Here is an 18521-nt window from a genome sequence, read left to right as displayed (position 1 = left end):
CCGGCCCGCACGTGACGACGCCCGGCGGCACGGGGATGGCCGCCGGGCGTCGTCGTGCTCGGACCGGGTCGAGGTGAGCCGGGCTACGGGGCGCCCGGGGGCTCCCAGCCGCGGCGCGGGGGACGGGACGACGTCGTCGCGGGACGGCGGCGGTACACGACGTAGGGCCGCGTGAGGTACCCGAGCGGCGCGGAGAACACGTGCACGAGGCGCGTGAACGGCCACAGGGCGAACAGCGCCAGGCCGCACAGGACGTGGAGCTGGAACGTGAGCGGGACGTCGGCCATGAGCGAGGCGTCGGGCTGGAACGTGAGCAGCGAGCGGAACCAGGGCGAGATCGAGCCGCGGTAGTCGTAGCCGCCGCCGAAGATCTGGTGCTGCACCGTCGCGAGGGTCCCGAAGCCGATCGCGGCCCCCAGCGCGACGTACATGACCTTGTCCATGCGCGTCGTCGCGCGGAACACAGCGCCGGACAGCCGCCTCCGGATCACGAGGATGACGAGCCCGACGACGGTGAGGACCGCGGCGAACGTGCCGGCCACGGTCGCCACGAGGTGGTACGCGTGCTCGTCGACGCCCACCGCCTCGAGCCACGTGCGCGGCACGAGGATGCCGACGACGTGACCACCGATGACCATGAGGATGCCGACGTGGAACAGGGGCGAACCCAGGCGCAGCCACCGCTTCTCGTAGATCTGCGACGAGCGCGTCGTCCAGCCGAACTGGTCGTAGCGGTAGCGCCACACGTGGCCGACCACGAACACCGCCGCCACGGCGTACGGGACGGCGACCCACAGCAGGACGTCGAGCGGGCTCATCGTCGGGTCTCCTCGGTCAGGCTCGGGATCGTGGCGAAGGGCGTGAGGTGGGAAGGGTCGCTCAGGCCGACGAGCTCGGTGGGCGGTCCCGCGGAGACGAGGTCGCGGAAGCGCGCGGCCGTCTCGGACTGCATCGTCGGCAGCGTCGCGACGAGCGCGCCGACCACGTGCGCGTACGGGCTGCGCAGGGTCTCCAGCGCGGCCCGCAGCACCTCGATGCCGTCGCGGTGCGCGTCGAGCACCATCCCAGCGATCTCGCCGTCGGTGCGGGCGGAGAGCTCGAGCACCGTGGGCAGGTGGTCGGGCAGCTCCGAACCGTCCGTCTCCCAGCCGGCGGCGCGGAACGCCTCGACGAACGTGACGAGGGCGGCGCCGCGCTTCCGGGTGTCCCCGGCCGCGTAGTACGACAGGTAGAGCGAGCACCGGCGCTTGAGGTCGAACGTCGCGACGTAGGCGGCCTGGAGCTCACGGAGGGGCACGGACACCGTGGCGTCGAGGAACGCGCGCAGCGGCCGCCGCACGTCCGGGGGCAGCCCGGCGACGACGTCCTCGACGTCCGCCCGGTGGGCGGCGGTCTCCGCGGTGGGGTAGTCGAGCAGGAGCGAGATCACCGTGTGCGCGGCGCGGCGCTGGTCGTCCGGCAGGGGGCCGGGCGACGCGCCGCTCGTCGAGGACGCCGGCCGGGACCGGGCCGCGCGCCTCATGCCGCACCCCCCGCGGGATCGGGGCGGCCCGTGGGTCGCGACGGTGGGAACAGCCCGCCCGGGGTCCCGTCGCCGTCCCAGTTGAGCAGGTTGACCCGGCCCGACGTGGACGGCGTGTACGGGCTCGTGGCGCGCTCCTGCGCGCCGACCGCGTGGAACGACTCGCCCGTCGTCGGCCCCGCGCCGCCCATGCCGGGGCCGCCGTCGTAGTCGAGGGAGCAGGAGAGCTCGTCGAGCTCGCGGGCGATCTCGGTGTGGGCGGTGGGGATGACGTAGCGGTCTTCGTACTTGGCGATGGCCAGCAGGCGGTACATGTCCTGGATCTGGGTGCCGGTCATGCCGACGGCGGCGGCGGTCTGTTCGTCGGGTTCGCGGTCGAGGTTGAGGTCGCGCATGTAGGAGCGCATGGCGGCGAGGCGGCGTAGGACGCGTTCGACGGGGGCGGTGTCGCCCGCGGTGAACAGTCCGGCGAGGTACTCCAGGGGGATGCGCAGCTGGGAGATGGCGGCGAACAGGGTGCGTCCGTCTTCGCCGTCGTTGCCGGAGGCGGTGACGACGTCGACGACGGGGGACAGGGGTGGGATGTACCAGACCATGGGCAGGGTGCGGTACTCGGGGTGCAGCGGCAGGGCGATCTCGTACCGGCTGATGAGGTCCCAGATGGGGGAGTTCTGGGCGGCGGTGATCCAGTCCTCGGGGATGCCCTCTTGTCGGGCGGCGGCGATCACGGCGGGGTCGTTCGGGTCGAGGAAGACGGCGCGCTGGGAGGCGAGGAGGTCGTGCTCGTCCTCGACGGCGGCGGCTTGGGTGACCTGGTCGGCGTCGTACAGGACGAGGCCGAGGTAGCGCAGGCGTCCCACGCACGTCTCGGAGCACACGGTGGGCAGGCCGACCTCGAGGCGGGGGTAGCACAGGGTGCACTTCTCGGCCTTGCCGGTCTTGTGGTTGAAGTAGACCTTCTTGTAGGGGCAGCCGGTGACGCACATGCGCCACCCGCGGCAGGCGTCCTGGTCGACGAGGACGATGCCGTCCTCGGCCCGCTTGTACATGGCCCCCGAGGGGCAGGACGCGACGCAGGCGGGGTTGAGGCAGTGCTCGCAGATGCGGGGCAGGTAGAACATGAACGTCTTGTCGAGCTCGGTCGCGACGTGCTCGGACATGTGTTGCAGGATCGGGTCCTGGTCCATGGTCGCGGTGGACCCGGCGAGGTCGTCGTCCCAGTTCGCCGACCAGGAGATGTTCATGTCCTTGCCCGTCAGCAGCGACTTGGGCCGCGCGACCGGGGTGTGCGCTCCTTGGGGGGCCGAGAGCAGCATGTCGTACTCGTACGTCCACGGTTCGTAGTAGTCGTGGATCGAGGGCAGGACGGGGTTGGAGAAGATCGTGGCGAGCTTCTTCAACCTGCCCCCGGCGCGGAGCTTGAGCTTGCCCTTCTTGGTGCGCACCCACCCGCCCTGCCAGCGGTCCTGGTCCTGGTAGGTGCGGGGGTACCCCAGGCCGGGGCGGGTCTCGACGTTGTTGAACCACACGTACTCGACCCCGGTGCGGTTGGTCCAGGCCTGCTTGCACGTGACCGAGCACGTGTGACACCCGATGCACTTGTCCAGGTTCATCACCATCGACATCTGCGCCATGACCTTCATCAGTAGGTCACCTCCTGAGAACGACGACGGATCACCGTGACCTCGTCACGCTGGTTGCCCGTCGGGCCGATGTAGTTGAAGCCGTACGAGAGCTGCGCGTAGCCGCCGATGAGGTGGGTGGGCTTGAGCAGCACGCGCGTCAGGGAGTTGTGGATGCCACCTCGCAGACCGGACGTCTCCGACCGCGGCACGTCCACGGTCCGGTCCTTCGCGTGGTACATGAAGACCGTGCCCTCGGGCATGCGGTGCGAGACGACGGCCCGTGCGACCACGACCCCGTTGCGGTTGTAGGACTCGATCCAGTCGTTGTCCGCGACGCCGATCTTCTCCGCGTCCTGCGGGCTCATCCAGATCGTGGGGCCGCCGCGCGAGAGCGACAGCATGAAGAGGTTGTCCTGGTACTCGGAGTGGATCGACCACTTCGAGTGCGGGGTCAGGTAGCGCACGGCGACCTCCGCGTAGCCCTCGGACCCCTGCGCCCCCGTGGGGGACGTGTCGCCGACGCGCGAGTCGCCGAACAGGCGGTGCATGTCGAGCGGCGGCCGGTAGACCGGGAGCTGCTCGCCGAGCTCGGTCATCCAGTCGTGGTCGAGGAAGAAGTGCTGACGGCCGGTGAGCGTGTGCCACGGCTTGAGCCGCTCGACGTTGATGACGAAGGCGCTGTAGCGCCGCCCGCCGTGCTCGGAGCCGGACCACTCGGGAGAGGTGATGACCGCCGTCGGGCGCGACTGCACGTCCGGGAACGTGATGCGCTTGCCCTGCTCGTCCCGCGCGAGGTCGGCCAGGCGCTGTCCCGTACGACGCTCCAGGTCCTCGAACCCCTGCACCGCGAGCCGCCCGTTCGTCGTCCCCGAGAGCGCGAGGATCATCTCGCACACGTGGGTGTCCCGGTCCAGGCGCGGACGTCCCGCCGTCGGTCCGCCGGCGACGACGCCGTTCGCGACGGCGAGCCGCTCGACCTCCGGCGTCGGGTCGAACGCGACCCCCTTGGTGACCATGCCCACCTTCTGGGTGAGCGGGCCCAGGGCGGCGAGCCGGTCGGCGAACGCCGGGTAGTCGCGCTCGACGACGACGAGCTTGGACATGGTCACCCCGGGCACGAGCTCGCCCTGCGGCAGGACCTCGCCGTGGGGCGTGGCCATGGCGTCCGGGGTGTCGTGCGCGAGGGGGACGGCCACGACGTCCTTGCGCACGCCCAGGTGCGTCACCGACAGCTCGGAGATGCGCCGGGCGATCGTGTGGAAGATGTCGAAGTCCGTGCGTGTCTGCCACGGGGGACTGATCGCCGGGTTGAACGAGTGCACGAACGGGTGCATGTCCGTCGAGGACAGGTCGTGCTTCTCGTACCAGGTCGCGGCCGGCAGCACGACGTCGGAGAACAGCGTCGTCGACGTCATCCGGAAGTCGGCGGTGACGAGCAGGTCGAGCTTCCCCCGGGGCGCCTCGTCGTGCCACGCGATGTCCCGCGGGCGGCGGTCCGGCCCGGACTCGGGGGCGCGCACCGCGGCGTCGGTCCCCAGCAGGTGCTTGAGGAAGTACTCGTTGCCCTTGCCCGACGACCCGAGCAGGTTCGCGCGCCAGACGGTGAGGACGCGCGGGAAGTTCGCCGGGTCGTCGGGGTCGGCGCACGCGTAGTCGAGCTCGCCCGAGGAGAGCTGGTCGACGACGTGGCGCACCGGGTCCGTGCCCGCCGCCTCCGCCTCGTCCACCAGGTCGAGAGGGTTGCGGTCGAACGTCGGGTAGCTCGGCGTCCAGCCGCGACGGACGGACTCCACCAGCGTGTCCGCCGTCGTACGGCCCGCGAGCTTCCCGGGTGCCAGCGAGGACGCGAGCGCGTCCGCGGGCAGGCCGTCGTAGCGCCACTGGTCCGTCGCGAGGTACCAGAACGCCGTGCTGATCATGAGGCGAGGAGGGCGGACCCAGTCGAGCGCGTTGGCGTACTGCTGGAAGCCCGTGATCGGGCGGACCTTCTCCTGCCCGACGTAGTGCGCCCAGCCGCCGCCGTTCACGCCCTGGCAGCCGGTCATGGTCACGAGGGCGAGGAACGTGCGGTAGATCGTGTCGGAGTGGAACCAGTGGTTGGTCCCGGCGCCCATGATGATCATCGACCGGCCGCCGGAGTCGAGCGCGTTCTGCGCGAACTCGCGCCCGATGCGCGCCGCGGCGACGGCGGGGACGCCGGTGATCTCCTCCTGCCACGCCGGGGTGCCCGGCGTCGCAGGGTCGTCGTAGCCCGTCGGCCACTCGCCCGGCAGGTCGAGGTCGGGGCGGTCGACGCCGTACTGCGCGAGCAGGAGGTCGTAGACCGTCGTCACCAGGTGCTCGCCCACGCGGTGCGTCGGCACGCCGCGCCGGACGGCGCCCGCGCCGCCCTGGTGCTCGGCGCCCTCCTCGGGGGCGAGGTCGAAGCGCGGGAGGTCGACGGCGACCGGATCGCCCGACGCGCCGCCCGACAGGTCCGCGACCGACAGCGCCGGCTCGACGCCCTCGAGGTCGAGGTTCCAGCGACCGGGGTCGCCGTAGCGGTGCCCGAGCGACCCGTTGGGGACGACGACGTCGCCCTCGCGGGACAGGATCACGGTCTTGGAGGCCGCGTTCGGGGCACCGGCCTGGTCGGCCGCGGGGGTGCCCGCGAGCCGGTCCGCCGTGAGGAACCGCCCGGGCACGTACGCGTCCCCGCGCGGCTCGAGGGTCACGAGGTACGGGGCGTCGGTGTATTGCGCCATGTAGTCGAGGAACCGGGCTGCGCGGTCGCGCACGTGGAACTCGGTGAGGATGACGTGGCCCATCGCCTGGGCGAGGGCGCCGTCGGTGCCGGGATGGGGCGCGAGCCACTCGTCGGCGAACTTGGTGTTGTCCGCGTAGTCCGGCGACACGGTCACGACCTTCTGGCCGCGGTACCGCGCCTCCGCCATGAAGTGGGCGTCGGGGGTGCGGGTGACCGGGACGTTGGAGCCCCACATGATGCAGTACGTCGAGTTCCACCAGTCCCCGGACTCCGGCACGTCGGTCTGGTCGCCGAACACCTGCGGGGAGGCGACCGGGAGGTCGGCGTACCAGTCGTAGAACGACAGCATGGTCCCGCCCAGGAGCTGGACGAACCGTGACCCCACCCCGTGCGACACCATGGACATGGCGGGGATGGGGGAGAACCCGGCGACGCGGTCGGGGCCGTAGGTCTTGATGGTGTGCACGTGGGCTGCGGCGACGATCTCGGCGGCCTCGTCCCAGGTCGCGCGCACGAGGCCGCCCTTGCCGCGGGCCGACTTGTAGGCGCGGGCCGACTCCGGGTCTGACGTGACCTTCGCCCACGCGAGCACGGGGTCGCCGCCGACCGTGCTCTTCGCGCGCCGGTACAGGTCGAGCAGGGTGGCGCGGACGTAGGGGTAGCGCACGCGGGTGGGGGAGTAGGTGTACCAGGAGAACGCGGCGCCGCGGGGGCAGCCGCGGGGTTCGTACTCGGGGGAGTCGGGGCCGACGGAGGGGTAGTCGGTCTGCTGGGTCTCCCAGGTGATGATGCCGTCCTTGACGTAGACCTTCCAGGAGCAGGACCCGGTGCAGTTCACGCCGTGGGTGGAGCGCACGACCTTGTCGTGGGACCAGCGGTCGCGGTAGAACACGTCGCCCTGACGTCCGCCGGTCAGGAACACCTGGCGCAGGTCCTCCGACACCTGCCCGCGGCGGAGCCGGCTCCCCAGCCGCAGCAGGGCGTCGGCCGGGTCGCGGGGGGTTCGCTCGTCGAGTGGGGGCACGACAGCTCCTCGGGATCGGGGGTCGGCCGGGGGCGGGACCGACCCGACGGGGTACGGGTCAGGACGGGTTCGGTGCGCCCGGGCGGGCGTAGTAGTGCCACGTGAGCCACGTGCACAGCGCGAAGAACACGGCGCAGCCGATGAAGAAGGACCGCGCGGGGACCATCGAGAGGCCGATGCCGACGAGGAACGGGCCGAACGCCGCGATCGACGCCGTCCAGCCGATCACCCCGCCCGCCTGGCGGCGCGGGAAGATCATCGGCATCTGCTTGAACGTCCCCGCGTTGCCGATCCCGGCGAAGGTGAAGACGGCGAGCATCCCCGCGAGGAACCAGCCGAACTGCCCGACGTCCGTCGGGTCGAGGAAGAACAGCGAGAACACCGTCGACACCGTCATGCCGATCCCCGCGACGAGCGTCCACACGGCCCCGCCGAACCGGTCGCACAGCGGCCCGAAACCGGCGCGCGCGGCCGAGCCCAGCAGCGGCCCGAGGAACGCGTAGCGCAGCGGGTCGGGCGCGTTCTCGAAGCTGCCGTACTGCGCGACGATGAGCAGCCCGAGCTGCGCCGCGAACCCGCTGAACGCCCCGAAGGTCATGAGGTAGATGGCCGTCATGATCCACGTGTGCTTGTTCCCGAAGATGTCGAGCTGCTGGCGGAAGTTCGCCTGCACCGGGACGCGGCGGAGGTACACGCCGGCGAGCACCGCGCCGAGCACCGTCCAGGGCACGAGGACCAGGCCCGCGTTGTGCAGCCACAGGTCGCTGCCCGTCGCCGTCTGCTGCGGCGTGAGGACCGCCGTCCCGAGGAGGCCGAAGCCGACGACCCACGGCGTGAGGAACTGGATGAGGCTCACGCCGAAGTTGCCGATCCCGGCCTGAAGCCCGAGGGCCGTGCCCGCCATGCGCTTCGGGAAGAAGTAGCTCGTGGAGGGCATGAACCCCGAGAACGCGCCGCCGCCGATCCCCGCCGCGACGGCGAGGAGCATGAGCACCGAGTACGGCGTGCTCGCGTCGCGGACCGCGAACGTCCAGCCGAGCATCGGAAGAAGGATCAGCGTCGCCGTGCCGCCGACGAGCGTGCGGGTGCCGACGACGGGCGGCAGGAACATGTACACCATGCGGAACAGCCCGCCGGCCAGGCCCGGGACGGCCGTGAGCCAGTAGAGCTGTGCCGTCGTCAGGTCGAAGCCGACGTCGTTGAGCCGGGGGGCGACCGCGCTCACGAGGTACCAGGCGCAGAACGCGAGCGTGAGGTTGTAGGTGCTGATCCACAGCGTGCGCCACGCGAACCGGCGGTCCCAGCGGGACTCGTCCTCCGGGTCCCACGTCGACAGGTCCACGGTCGACGGCGTGCGGGCCGCGCTGAGGAGCGACGGCGGTCTGGTCGTGGCAGGGGCGGTCATCTCGTCCTCCCGTCGTCGCAGGTCACCACCGTCGTCGGCGTGACCCCGGGCGCTCTGCCCGGTGCGTCGTCAGCATGGCGCGCGGGGGAGCCTGCGCGACGGGTCGGGGACCGTGAATAATCAGCCCGCGCGTGAGAGCTGCAGCACGCAGTGGTGCGGCTCGACGAACGGCAGCAGCCGTTCGGCGCGCACCGGACCGCCGATGCCCGCGAGCACGCCCTGGACCAGTCCGAGGTGCACCGCGCAGAGCACCTCCTCGCGCTCGGCGGCGAGCGCGAGGAACGGGCACCGGTAGAGGTGGACGCGCATCGTGCCGCGGTCGAGCTCGGGGTCGAGCCCGAGCTGGTGCAGATGGTCGTCGAGCGCGGCGAGCTGGTTCTCGGGAGTGGGCTCGGGGGCCTCCTGGCCCGCGGTCCGCAGCACGTCGACGAGCCGGCGCCCCGCCGCGCGCGCCGGTCCCGCGAGGTCGCCGGGGCCACGCCGGGACGGTCCGGTGGCCCCGGCTGGGTCGTCGCCGCACCGGTCCTGCGCGGGGTGGACGTCCGCGGCGTCCTGGGCGTCGTCGTACCCGAGCACCGCGCGCGCGAGCGCGGCCCGGACGATCGACTCCCCGAGGCGCCGCGTCGCGCCGTCGTCCTGCGGGGGGTGCTCGCCCACGATCGCCTCGTAGAAGATGCGGGGCCGCCCGCGCGTCGTGCGGACCTCGGGCGCGCCACGCACGAAGCCCGCGTCCGTCAGCCGCTGAAGGTGCTCCCGGGTCGCGCTCGGGCACAGCGCGGCCTCGCGCGAGAGGTCCGCGAGCGTCATCGGCCCTCGCTCCTGCAGCGCGTGCAGGAGCGTCAGCCTGCTCGCGGAGGCGAGGGCGCGGTAGGTGGTCGACGTGTCCTCGGGCACGACGCCATCGTGCCCCGGCCCACCGGCGCCTGACCGGTCCCGGGACCGGTCAGGCGCCGATCGGTGACGAAGGTCCCGCGCGCGCGGGCCGTCAGGCCCCGGTCGTGCCGTGGTCGAGAGTCGCGCGCAGGCCGGGCCAGGCGTCTGCGAACGCGGGCAGCAGGTCCAGGGACGCGACGTCGTCGACCGGCACCCAGCGCACCTCGACGCTCTCCGCGTCGGTCGCGCGCGGCTCGAACGTCGCGCCGTCGGCCACCTCGGCCAGCACGGTCGTGTACCGCCACGGACCGTGGTCGAGCACGTGCTCGCCGAGGACGCGCACGTGCCCGGGCTCGACGCCCGCCTCCTCCCGGGCCTCGCGGAGCGCGCCCTGCGCGGGCGTCTCGTCCGGTCCGACGGCGCCGCCCGGCACGCCCCACGTCCCGCCCTGGTCGGACCACGGGGCGCGGTGCTGCAGCACGACGTCGGTCAGCCGCCCCTCGCCGTCGCGCCGCCCGAGCAGGAGCCCCGCCGCACCGAACAGGCCCCAGTGCCGGCGCCCGCACTCGCACTCGACCCAGCCGTCCCCGGGCTGGAGGTGGCGGGGGAGCCGCGGGGGCGGCTCGCCGGGGTCGCGCGGCGCGGTGGGGATCGTCACGGGCCCATGCTGCCAGGCCTGCCGAGGTGCTCGGTGCGGGGTCCGGGGCGGCGCACGGCCAGGACCCGGTGCGGATGCCCGGAAAGGTTGCCCGGGTGGACGACCGCACCGCGTACGCTTCTCCGCTTGTGAGCAGGCTCGGAGAGATCGTCGCGCCCCGGCGCATGGGCACCGGCTTCCGCTGGCTGCTGTCGTCGTCGTGGACCAGCAACGTCGGCGACGGCATCGCCCTGGCGGCAGGTCCGCTGCTCGTCGCGTCCCAGACCGACTCCGCGTTCCTCGTCGCGCTCGCGGCGCTCCTGCAGCAGCTGCCCTGGCTCCTGTTCGGCCTCTGGGCCGGGGCGCTGGCCGACCGCCTCGACCGGCGCGTCGTCGTCATGGTCGCGAACGCGCTGCGGGCACTCGTCGTCGTCGCCCTGTGCGTCGTGATCGCGACCGGGCACGTGAGCATCGGCGTCGTGCTCGCCGTGACGTTCCTCTACGGGGTCGCCGAGGTGTTCGCCGACTCCGCGTCCCAGACGCTGCTCCCGATGCTCGTCGAGCCACGCGACCTCGGCACCGGCAACGCGCGGCTGCAGGCCGGGTTCCTCACCGCGAACCAGCTCCTCGGGCCGCCCGTCGGCGCGTTCCTGTTCGCGCTCGGGGCGGTCTGGCCGTTCGTCGTCCAGGTCGTGTGCGTCGCCCTCGCCGTCGTGCTCGTGGGCCGCATCGCGACGCAGCCCGGTGGGGTGCGCGAGACGCAGACGCACGTGCGCCAGGACATCGCCGAGGGTGTGCGGTGGATCCTCGGGAACGCGCCGGTCCGCACGCTCGCGCTCGTCATCCTGGCCTTCAACGTCACCTGGGCTGCGCCGTGGGGCGTCCTCGTGAAGTACGCGCTGGACCACCTCGACATGGGCGAGGTCGGCTTCGGCCTCCTCACGACGGCGTCGGCCGTCGGGGGAGTGATCGGCATCGCGTCGTTCGGGTGGCTCGAGCGCCACCTGCGGCTGTCGACCATCATGCGCGTGTGCCTCTCGCTCGAGGTCGTCATGCACCTCGCGCTCGCGCTCACCACGACCGGCTGGGTCGCGCTCGCGATCATGGTCGTGTTCGGGGCGTACGCGTTCGTCTGGGGCACCGTGTCCAACACGATCCGCCAGCGCGCCGTGCCCACGGAGTTCCAGGGTCGCGTCGGCTCGGTGTACCTGGTCTGCGTGTTCGGCGGCAGCGTCGTCGGGCAGGCGCTGGGCGGCGTCCTCGCCCAGGCGTGGGGGATCACCGCCCCGTTCTGGTTCGCGTTCGTCGGCGCGGGCATCACGCTCGCCCTCGTGTGGCGCCGGCTCGGGAACATCGCCCACGCCGGCGAGGTGCCCGTGGCCGACTGACCGTCCGCCGTCGGCGAATTCCGTGGACCGTGTGGGTGGCGGCCGTCAGGATGTGCGGGTGAGCCATACGCCGTACGAGAACACCGACGCCCCCACCGCCGACGTCTCCGACGGCGCGGAGCCCGACGCTCCCGTCGACGACACGCTCGCCAAGCCCCGGTGGCGGCGGGACACCGCGATCTTCCTCTCCGGGCAGACGGTCTCCCTCTTCGGCTCGATGCTCGTGCAGTACGCCGTCATGTGGCACCTGACGATCGAGACGAAGTCGGGTGCGGTGCTCGCGCTGAGCACGCTCTTCGGGTTCCTGCCGCAGGCGGTCGTCTCGATCTTCGGCGGCGTGTGGGCGGACCGGGTGAACCGCAAGGCGCTCGTCATCGCCGCGGACGGCACGATCGCCGTGACGACCCTCGCGCTCGCGCTGCTCATGCTCGGCGGCGCCGACGACCTCTGGCTCATCTACGGGGCGCTCGCGATCCGCTCCACGGGCGCCGGGATCCAGACCCCCGCCGTCGCGGCCCTCCTCCCGCAGATCGTCCCGACCAGCAAGCTGCTCCGCGTCAACGGGATCAACCAATCGATCCAGTCCGCGATGATGCTCCTCGCGCCGGCGGTCGCCGCGGCCGTGTACGCCAGCACGTCCATCGTGTCCGTGTTCTTCATCGACGTCGTCACCGCCGTGGTCGGGATCGGGCTGCTCCTGCTCGTCCCCGTCCCGACGCTCGCGCACGCCGCGGCGGGCGAGCGGGCAGGGTACTTCGACGACCTCGTCGAGGGCTTCCGCTACCTCGGCACGCACCCGTTCGTCCGGTGGGTCCTCGGTCTCTACGCCGTCGTGTTCCTGCTCATCGTCGCGCCGTCGTACCTCACCCCGCTCATGGTCGCCCGGACCTTCGGCGAGGAGGTCTGGAAGCTCACCGTGAACGAGGTCGCCTTCTCCGTCGGCATGCTGCTCGGCGGCGTGCTCCTCGCGACCTGGGGCGGGCTCAAGAACCGCATCGCCATGATCGTCGGGTCGACGTTCGTCTTCGGCGTGCTGTCCGTCGCGATGGGGCTCTCGACGAACATGTGGGTCTTCTTCGTCTTCATGTTCCTGCTCGGCCTCTCCGTGCCGCCGTTCTCGACGACCTCCATGACCGTCCTCCAGGAGACCGTCGAGCCCGAGCGTCAGGGCCGCGTCTTCGGCTTCGTCGGCATCGTCATGGCCGTCTCGATGCCGCTCGGCATGGTCGTCTTCGGCCCCCTCGCGGACCGCTTCACCGTCGAGTCGCTGCTCGTCGTCTCCGGGATCCTCATGTTCCTCGTCATCACCGTCGCCGTCGCCCTGCCGTCAGGCCGCCGCGCCATCCGTGCCGCCGCCCAGCACGGCTAGAAACCACCTCGTCCGCGGTGGGTCGGGTCTCCGGCCCACGCGGTCGGATGGGGGTCTACGGCCCGCGTGGTCGGGTCCGCGGTGGGGTCGGACCGTGTGCTCGGACTGGCGCACCGTCACCCTGGTCTGTCGGGTGGGGGTTCTCGGAGTGCGCCCTTGACGTCCTTCGCACACGGTCCGACCCCACCGCTCGTCCTGTCCGTCACCGCACGACCCGCGGCCGGGGTCCGGCGGCCCCGCCCGGTCCAGGCGGGGCCGGCGTGTACCAGTGCCGGACGCCTCGCCGTCGTACGCGGGGCGGCCGGAAGCCTCACGGCGAGTGCGAGCACAGGCTCGTCGGAAGAACCACGAGCGTGTTGCGCCGACAGCGCGGCACCCCGGCCACCCGACCCGACCACGCGGGTCGTGAAAACTGGCCCAGCCCGGCGCCCCGACCACGCGGGTGATGCACCGGGCTCGACGGTGGCGCGGCGGGTCAGTCGACGATCTCGCAGATGGCCGTGCCGGAACTGACGCTCGCGCCGGCGGTGGCGGAGAGCGAGCGGACGGTGCCGGCGCGGTGGGCGAGGAGGGGCTGCTCCATCTTCATCGCCTCCAGGACGACGACGAGGTCGCCCTCGGCGACCTGGGTGCCGTCGGCGACGGCGACCTTGACGATCGTGCCCTGCATGGGGGAGGCGAGCGTCGTGCCGGAGGCGCCGCCGTTCGCCTTCGTGGCACTGCGTCGAGCGGGCCGACGGGCGGCGTTGGCGCTGCGCGCGCGTCCCGCGGCCATGCCGAGACCGGCCGGGAGGACGACCTCCAGGCGCTTGCCGCCGACCTCGACGACGACGCGCTCGGTCGCGAGCGGCTCGTCGTCCTCGTCGGCGGAGGCGGCCGGGGCGGGCGCGAGCGCGGCGAGCCGGTCGGCGAACTCGGTCTCGATCCAGCGGGTGTGCACCCGGAACGGCTCGTCGTCCGTGGGGACGAACGCCTCGGCGTCGAGCACGGCGCGGTGGAACGGGACGACCGTCGGGATGCCCTCGACCTCGAGCTCGCGCAGCGCGCGGCGGGCCCGCTGGACGGCCTGCTCGCGCGTGGCGCCGGTGACGATGACCTTGGCGATCATGGAGTCGAACGCGCCGGAGATCGTGTCGCCCTCGGCGACGCCGGAGTCGACGCGCACGCCGGGGCCGGACGGGAAGCGCAGGCGCGTGATGCGGCCGGGCGCGGGGAGGAAGTTCGCGGCGGGGTCCTCGCCGTTGATGCGGAACTCGATCGAGTGGCCGCGCACGTGCGTCGACGTGTAGCCGAGCGGCTCACCCGCGGCGATGCGCAGCTGCTCGCGGACGAGGTCGATGCCGGTCACCTCCTCGGACACCGGGTGCTCGACCTGGAGGCGCGTGTTCACCTCGAGGAAGGAGATGGTGCCGTCGGCGCCGACGAGGAACTCGCACGTGCCCGCACCGACGTAGCCGGCCTCGCGCAGGATCGCCTCGGACGCCTTGTAGAGCTCGGCCTCCTGGGCGGCGCTGAGGTACGGCGCCGGGGCCTCCTCGACGAGCTTCTGGTGGCGGCGCTGCAGGGAGCAGTCGCGCGTCGACACGACGACGACGGTCCCGTGCTCGTCCGCGAGGCACTGGGTCTCGACGTGCCGGGGCGTGTCGAGGTAGCGCTCGACGAAGCACTCGCCGCGGCCGAACGCCGCGGTGGCCTCGCGGACCGCGGAGTCGAAGAGCTCGTCGATCTCGTCCGTCGTGCGCGCGACCTTGAGGCCGCGCCCGCCGCCACCGAACGCCGCCTTGATCGCGACGGGCAGCCCGTGCTCGGCGGCGAAGGCGTGCACCTCGCTCGCGTCGGCGACCGGGTCGGGCGTGCCGGGGACGAGCGGGGCGCCCGCGCGCTGCGCGATGTGGCGCGCGCTCACCTTGTCGCCGAGCGCGTCGATCGCGGCGGGGGGCGGCCCGATCCAGACGAGGCCGGCGTCGAGCACGGCCTGGGCGAACTCCGCGTTCTCGGCGAGGAAGCCGTACCCGGGGTGCACCGCGTCCGCGCCGGAGCGGCGCGCGACGTCGAGCAGCTTCGCGATGTCGAGGTAGGTCTCGGCCGCCCGAGCACCGCCGAGCGCGAACGCCTCGTCGGCGAGGTGCACGTGCGGGGCCTGCCGGTCGGGGTCGGCGTACACCGCGACGGACGCGATGCCGGCGTCGGCGCAGGCACGGACGATCCGGACGGCGATCTCGCCACGGTTGGCGACGAGGACCTTGCTCAGGGGGCGGGTGGGGTTCGCGGGCACGGCTCACGGTAACGCGTGCGCGCCGCGCCGATCACGCTCCCGGGCCGGGTACCGGACAAGATTGGAGAAGATGCCAAGGCGCATGCGGGGCGGTTGGAGGAAACCTCCATAGCGGCGCGCTCCTGGGCCTCGCCCGGCGCGTAGGGTTGTCCGGCACCCACAACGAGCGCAGACGACCGAGGATGGTCGCGTCGGGTCAGGCGCGCAGCTCGTGCCAGGCGACCCCGGCCTCGCGGAGCAGCGAGCGCAGCAGCGGGAGGCTGATCCCGACGACGCCGTGGTGGTCGCCCTCGATGCGCTCGACGTACGGACCGCCGAGGCCGTCGACCGTGAAGGCGCCCGCGACGTGCAGCGGCTCGCCGGTCGCGACGTACGCGTCGATCTCGTCGTCGGTGAGGTCGGCGAAGTGCACGGTCGTGGAGCTCGTGGCCCCCGTCGCGGTGCCCGTCCCGCCGTCCGACTCCGGTCGCAGGTCGACGAGCCAGTGTCCGGTGTGCAGCACGCCGGCCCGGCCGCGCATCGCGCGCCAGCGCGAGCGGGCGTCGTCGGCATCGGCGGGCTTGCCGAGCACCTCGCCGTCGAGCTCGAGCATCGAGTCGCACCCGACGAGGAGCACGGGGTCGTCGATCGCGGCGCCGGGCCCGGCCTCGGTCAGGGTGCGCACGATCTCCTCCGCCTTGGCGCGGGCGAGGACGAGCACCGCCTCCACGGGGTCGAGCCCGCCGCGCTCCGCGGCAGCCGCCCGCAGGACCGCGTCCTCGTCGACCCCGGAGACGCGCACGAGGGGTTCGACGCCGGCCGCGCGCAGCGTCGCGAGGCGGGCGGGGGAACGGGAGGCGAGCACGAGTCGGAGCACCCGCGCAGACTACCCGGCGAGGGCCGGCGCGACCGGGCGGGGAAGCGCCTGGAGCGGCCCTACGCGACGAGGAGCGCCGCGACGACGAGGACGACCGGCGAGCCGAGCGTGGTGACGAGGATCGTGTCGCGCGCGAGGATCTCGCCCCGCCCGAACCGTGCCGCGTAGTTGTAGACGTTCTGGGCGGTGGGCAGCGCGGCGAGCGTGACGGCGGAGGCGACCGCGGCGTCGTCGAGCCCGAGGAGCCGGGCGACGACGAACGCGACGACGGGCATGACGAGGAGCTTCGCGACGCTCGCCACCCCGACCGCGGCGCGCGGCTCGCCGCGCCGCAGCGGGCGCGTGCCGTGCAGCGACATGCCGAACGCGAGCAGGATCATGGGGATCGCGGCCCCGCCGAGGATCTCCAGCGGTGCCATGACCGCCACGGGGGGCGTCCATCCGGTCAGCGAGACGACGGCGCCCGCGAACGACCCGAGGATGATCGGGTTGCGCACGGGCTGGGCGAGGACGAACCGCCAGGACAGCCGCCCGCTCGTCGTCGCGTCGAGGACGAGCAGGGTCACGGGAGCCAGCACGAGGAGCTGGAGCAGGATCACCGGCACGACGGCCGTCGCGTCGCCCAGCACGTACACAGCGACGGGCAGGCCGATGTTGTTCGCGTTCACGTAGCCGGAGCCGACGGCGCCGATCGTCGCCTCGGGGGCGGGGAGCCGGAGCCACAGCCGGTCGACGAGGACGAACACGCCCGCGGTCGCGACGGCCGACGCCGCCGCGACGGCGAGCGGCGCCTGGACCAGCGCGCCGACGTCGGCCCGCGCGAGGACGGTGAACAGCAGCGCGGGGCTCGCGACGAAGAACCCGATGCGGTTGAGCGCCGTCCTCGCGTCGGGTCCGCCGATGCCGAGACGCGCGGTGACGTACCCGGCCGCGACGACCACGGCGATGATCGCGAAACCGGTGAGGACGGCGCCCATACGTCAGGTCCCCGAGGCGGGACCGACGCCGGTCGGCCCGGGCCGGCGCGAGGCCGACCCGGGCCGTGCCGACGGCCGGGTCACGAGGAGAGCGCGTCGCGCAGCACGTCCAGGCCCACCGAGCCGAGGTTCAGCGCGCGCGCGTGGAACGCCTTGGCGTCGAACGCCTCGCCGCGGGCCGAGGCGGCCGCGCGGGCTTCGTCTCGCGTGGCCTCCCACAGGCGCTGCCCGACCTTGTACGACGGCGCCTGGCCCGGCCAGCCGAGGTAGCGGTCGAGCTCGAACCGCACGAACGAGTCGGGCATGTTGACGTTGGCGCGCAGGAAGGTGAGCGCCTTGTCGGCGTCCCAGGTCCCGCCGCCCCACTGCTCCGGCGCGGGCAGGCCGAGGTGCACGCCGATGTCGAGCACGACGCGCGCGGCACGCATGCGCTGCGCGTCGAGCATGCCGAGGCGGTCGCCGTCGTCGTCGAGGAACCCGAGGTCCGCCATGAGGCGCTCCGCGTACAGCGCCCAGCCCTCGCCGTGGCCGGAGACCCAGCACGCGAGCCGGCGCCACGTGTTGAGCGTCGCGCGCGCGTACACGGCCTGGCCACACTGGAGGTGGTGGCCCGGGACGCCCTCGTGGTAGACCGTCGTCTTCTCGCGCCACGTGTTGAACTCCGTGACGTCCGACGGCACCGACCACCACATGCGGCCCGGCCGGGAGAAGTCGTCGCTCGGCGGCGTGTAGTAGATCCCGCCCGTCTGCGTCGGCGCGATCATGCACTCGAGGTCGAGCACCGGGGTCGGGACGTCGAAGTGGACGCCGTTCAGCGCGGTGATCGCGGCGTCCGACGTCTCCTGCATCCACGACTTCAGCGCGTCCGTGCCGTGCAGCGTGCGCGCCGGGTCGGCGTCGAGCGCCGCGACGGCGTCCTCGACGCTCGCGCCAGGTCCGGCGATGCGGCGCGCGATCTCCTCCTGCTCGGCGACGACGCGCGCGAGCTCCTCGAGCCCCCACGCGTACGTCTCGTCCAGGTCGACCTCGGCGCCGAGGAACGTGCGCGAGAAGAGCGCGTAGCGCTCGCGGCCCACGGCGTCCTGCTCGCGGGCCTGCGGGGCGAGCGTCGTCTCGAGGAAGTCCGCGAGGCGGCCGTAGGCCTCGCGCGCCGCGGCGGCGCCGTGCTCGAGCTCCTTGCGCACGAGCGAGCACGCCGCGGAGTCGTCGAGCACGGCGTTCGCCTCGGGACCGGCGACGAACGTCGTGAAGAACGAGCCCTTCGCGTCCGCGAGCTCGCGCGACTGCTGCACGCCGATCCGCACCTGGCGGATCGCGGCGACGTTGCCGCGCGACGCCGCCTCCGTGAGCGACGCCATGTAGCCGTCGATCGCGCCGGGAAGGCCGTTGAGGCGGGCCGCGATGTTCTCCCACGCCTCGACCGTGCCCGTCGGCATGATGTCGAAGACGTCGCGCAGCTCCTGCACGGGCGACGCGATGTTGTTGAGGCTCGCGAGCGGCTCGCCCGCCTCGTGCAGCTCGAGCTGCAGGCCGACGCGCTCGCGCATCGCCGCGAGCGTGACGCGGTCGACGTCGTCGACCGGCTCCAGGCCGTCGAGCTCGCGGAGCACCGCGCGGTCGGCGTCGGCCCGCGCGTCGTGCCCGGCGGGCGAGAGGTCGGTCACGAGGTGGTCGTAGCCGGACAGGCCCATCGCGGTCGCGGAGATCGGGTCGAGCTCGGCGATCCGCGTGACGTAGGCCTCGGCGACGGCGTCGATCGCGGTGGGTGTGCGGTCAGGGCTCCCGGCGGGTGCGCCGGCGGATGTGGTGGTCGTGTCGCTCACC

At 73.0% G+C, this 18521-nt stretch carries 13 protein-coding genes; 2 read left to right on the top strand and 11 right to left on the bottom strand.

What is annotated here, in order from left to right; genetic code table 11:
- Positions 1-83: 83 nt before the first annotated feature.
- The 7 genes from narI to FIC82_RS14885 all read right to left on the bottom strand — a co-directional run bounded on the left by narI (position 84) and on the right by FIC82_RS14885 (position 9847).
- A complete protein-coding gene (gene narI, locus FIC82_RS14915; protein WP_154799028.1) occupies positions 84-818 on the bottom strand; it encodes a respiratory nitrate reductase subunit gamma in 735 nt (244 codons plus the stop codon).
- Positions 815-1522, bottom strand: coding sequence for a nitrate reductase molybdenum cofactor assembly chaperone (narJ, locus tag FIC82_RS14910; protein ID WP_154799027.1), 708 nt, complete (start codon positions 1520-1522; stop codon positions 815-817). The genes narI and narJ overlap by 4 nt, the downstream gene beginning before the upstream one ends.
- Positions 1519-3165: a nitrate reductase subunit beta gene (gene narH / locus FIC82_RS14905; RefSeq protein WP_154799026.1), complete on the bottom strand. Its 1647-nt coding sequence runs from the start codon at positions 3163-3165 to the stop codon at positions 1519-1521. The genes narJ and narH overlap by 4 nt, the downstream gene beginning before the upstream one ends.
- The gene (locus tag FIC82_RS14900) at positions 3165-6917 is read right to left on the bottom strand and encodes a nitrate reductase subunit alpha (protein WP_168731941.1); all 3753 of its coding nucleotides are present in this window, start codon (positions 6915-6917) and stop codon (positions 3165-3167) included. The genes narH and FIC82_RS14900 overlap by 1 nt, the downstream gene beginning before the upstream one ends.
- 58 nt (positions 6918-6975) lie before the next feature.
- Positions 6976-8322: an MFS transporter gene (locus FIC82_RS14895; protein ID WP_154799025.1), complete on the bottom strand. Its 1347-nt coding sequence runs from the start codon at positions 8320-8322 to the stop codon at positions 6976-6978.
- Positions 8323-8442: 120 nt separating this feature from the next.
- Positions 8443-9216, bottom strand: a complete 774-nt coding sequence (locus FIC82_RS14890) for a helix-turn-helix transcriptional regulator (protein WP_168731940.1) — start codon at positions 9214-9216, stop codon at positions 8443-8445.
- A 91-nt stretch (positions 9217-9307) separates the two neighbouring features.
- Entirely contained in the window at positions 9308-9847 is a 540-nt protein-coding gene (locus FIC82_RS14885; protein ID WP_064315888.1) for an NUDIX hydrolase, read from the bottom strand.
- A 170-nt stretch (positions 9848-10017) separates the two neighbouring features.
- On the opposite strand from FIC82_RS14885, the gene FIC82_RS14880 reads away from it, so the two are divergent.
- Together FIC82_RS14880 and FIC82_RS14875 are read left to right on the top strand one after the other, a co-directional pair.
- The gene (locus tag FIC82_RS14880) at positions 10018-11220 is read left to right on the top strand and encodes an MFS transporter (RefSeq protein ID WP_154800358.1); all 1203 of its coding nucleotides are present in this window, start codon (positions 10018-10020) and stop codon (positions 11218-11220) included.
- A gap of 58 nt (positions 11221-11278) precedes the next feature.
- Positions 11279-12589: an MFS transporter gene (locus tag FIC82_RS14875; RefSeq protein WP_168731939.1), complete on the top strand. Its 1311-nt coding sequence runs from the start codon at positions 11279-11281 to the stop codon at positions 12587-12589.
- A gap of 475 nt (positions 12590-13064) precedes the next feature.
- On the opposite strand, the gene FIC82_RS14870 is transcribed toward FIC82_RS14875, so the two are convergent.
- The 4 genes from FIC82_RS14870 to FIC82_RS14855 all read right to left on the bottom strand — a co-directional run bounded on the left by FIC82_RS14870 (position 13065) and on the right by FIC82_RS14855 (position 18520).
- Positions 13065-14864, bottom strand: coding sequence for an acetyl/propionyl/methylcrotonyl-CoA carboxylase subunit alpha (locus FIC82_RS14870; protein WP_253691206.1), 1800 nt, complete (start codon positions 14862-14864; stop codon positions 13065-13067).
- Between the two features lie 196 nt (positions 14865-15060).
- Positions 15061-15720, bottom strand: coding sequence for a Maf family protein (locus FIC82_RS14865; RefSeq protein ID WP_168731938.1), 660 nt, complete (start codon positions 15718-15720; stop codon positions 15061-15063).
- A 59-nt stretch (positions 15721-15779) separates the two neighbouring features.
- Complete coding sequence (locus FIC82_RS14860) at positions 15780-16697, bottom strand: AEC family transporter (protein WP_154799024.1); 918 nt, start codon at positions 16695-16697, stop codon at positions 15780-15782.
- A gap of 80 nt (positions 16698-16777) precedes the next feature.
- Entirely contained in the window at positions 16778-18520 is a 1743-nt protein-coding gene (locus tag FIC82_RS14855) for a DUF885 domain-containing protein (protein WP_168731937.1), read from the bottom strand.
- Position 18521 lies beyond the last annotated feature (1 nt).

This window comes from Cellulosimicrobium protaetiae, from assembly GCF_009708005.2.
Classification (GTDB): domain Bacteria; phylum Actinomycetota; class Actinomycetes; order Actinomycetales; family Cellulomonadaceae; genus Cellulosimicrobium; species Cellulosimicrobium protaetiae.
This window is presented reverse-complemented; position numbering and strand designations above follow the sequence as displayed.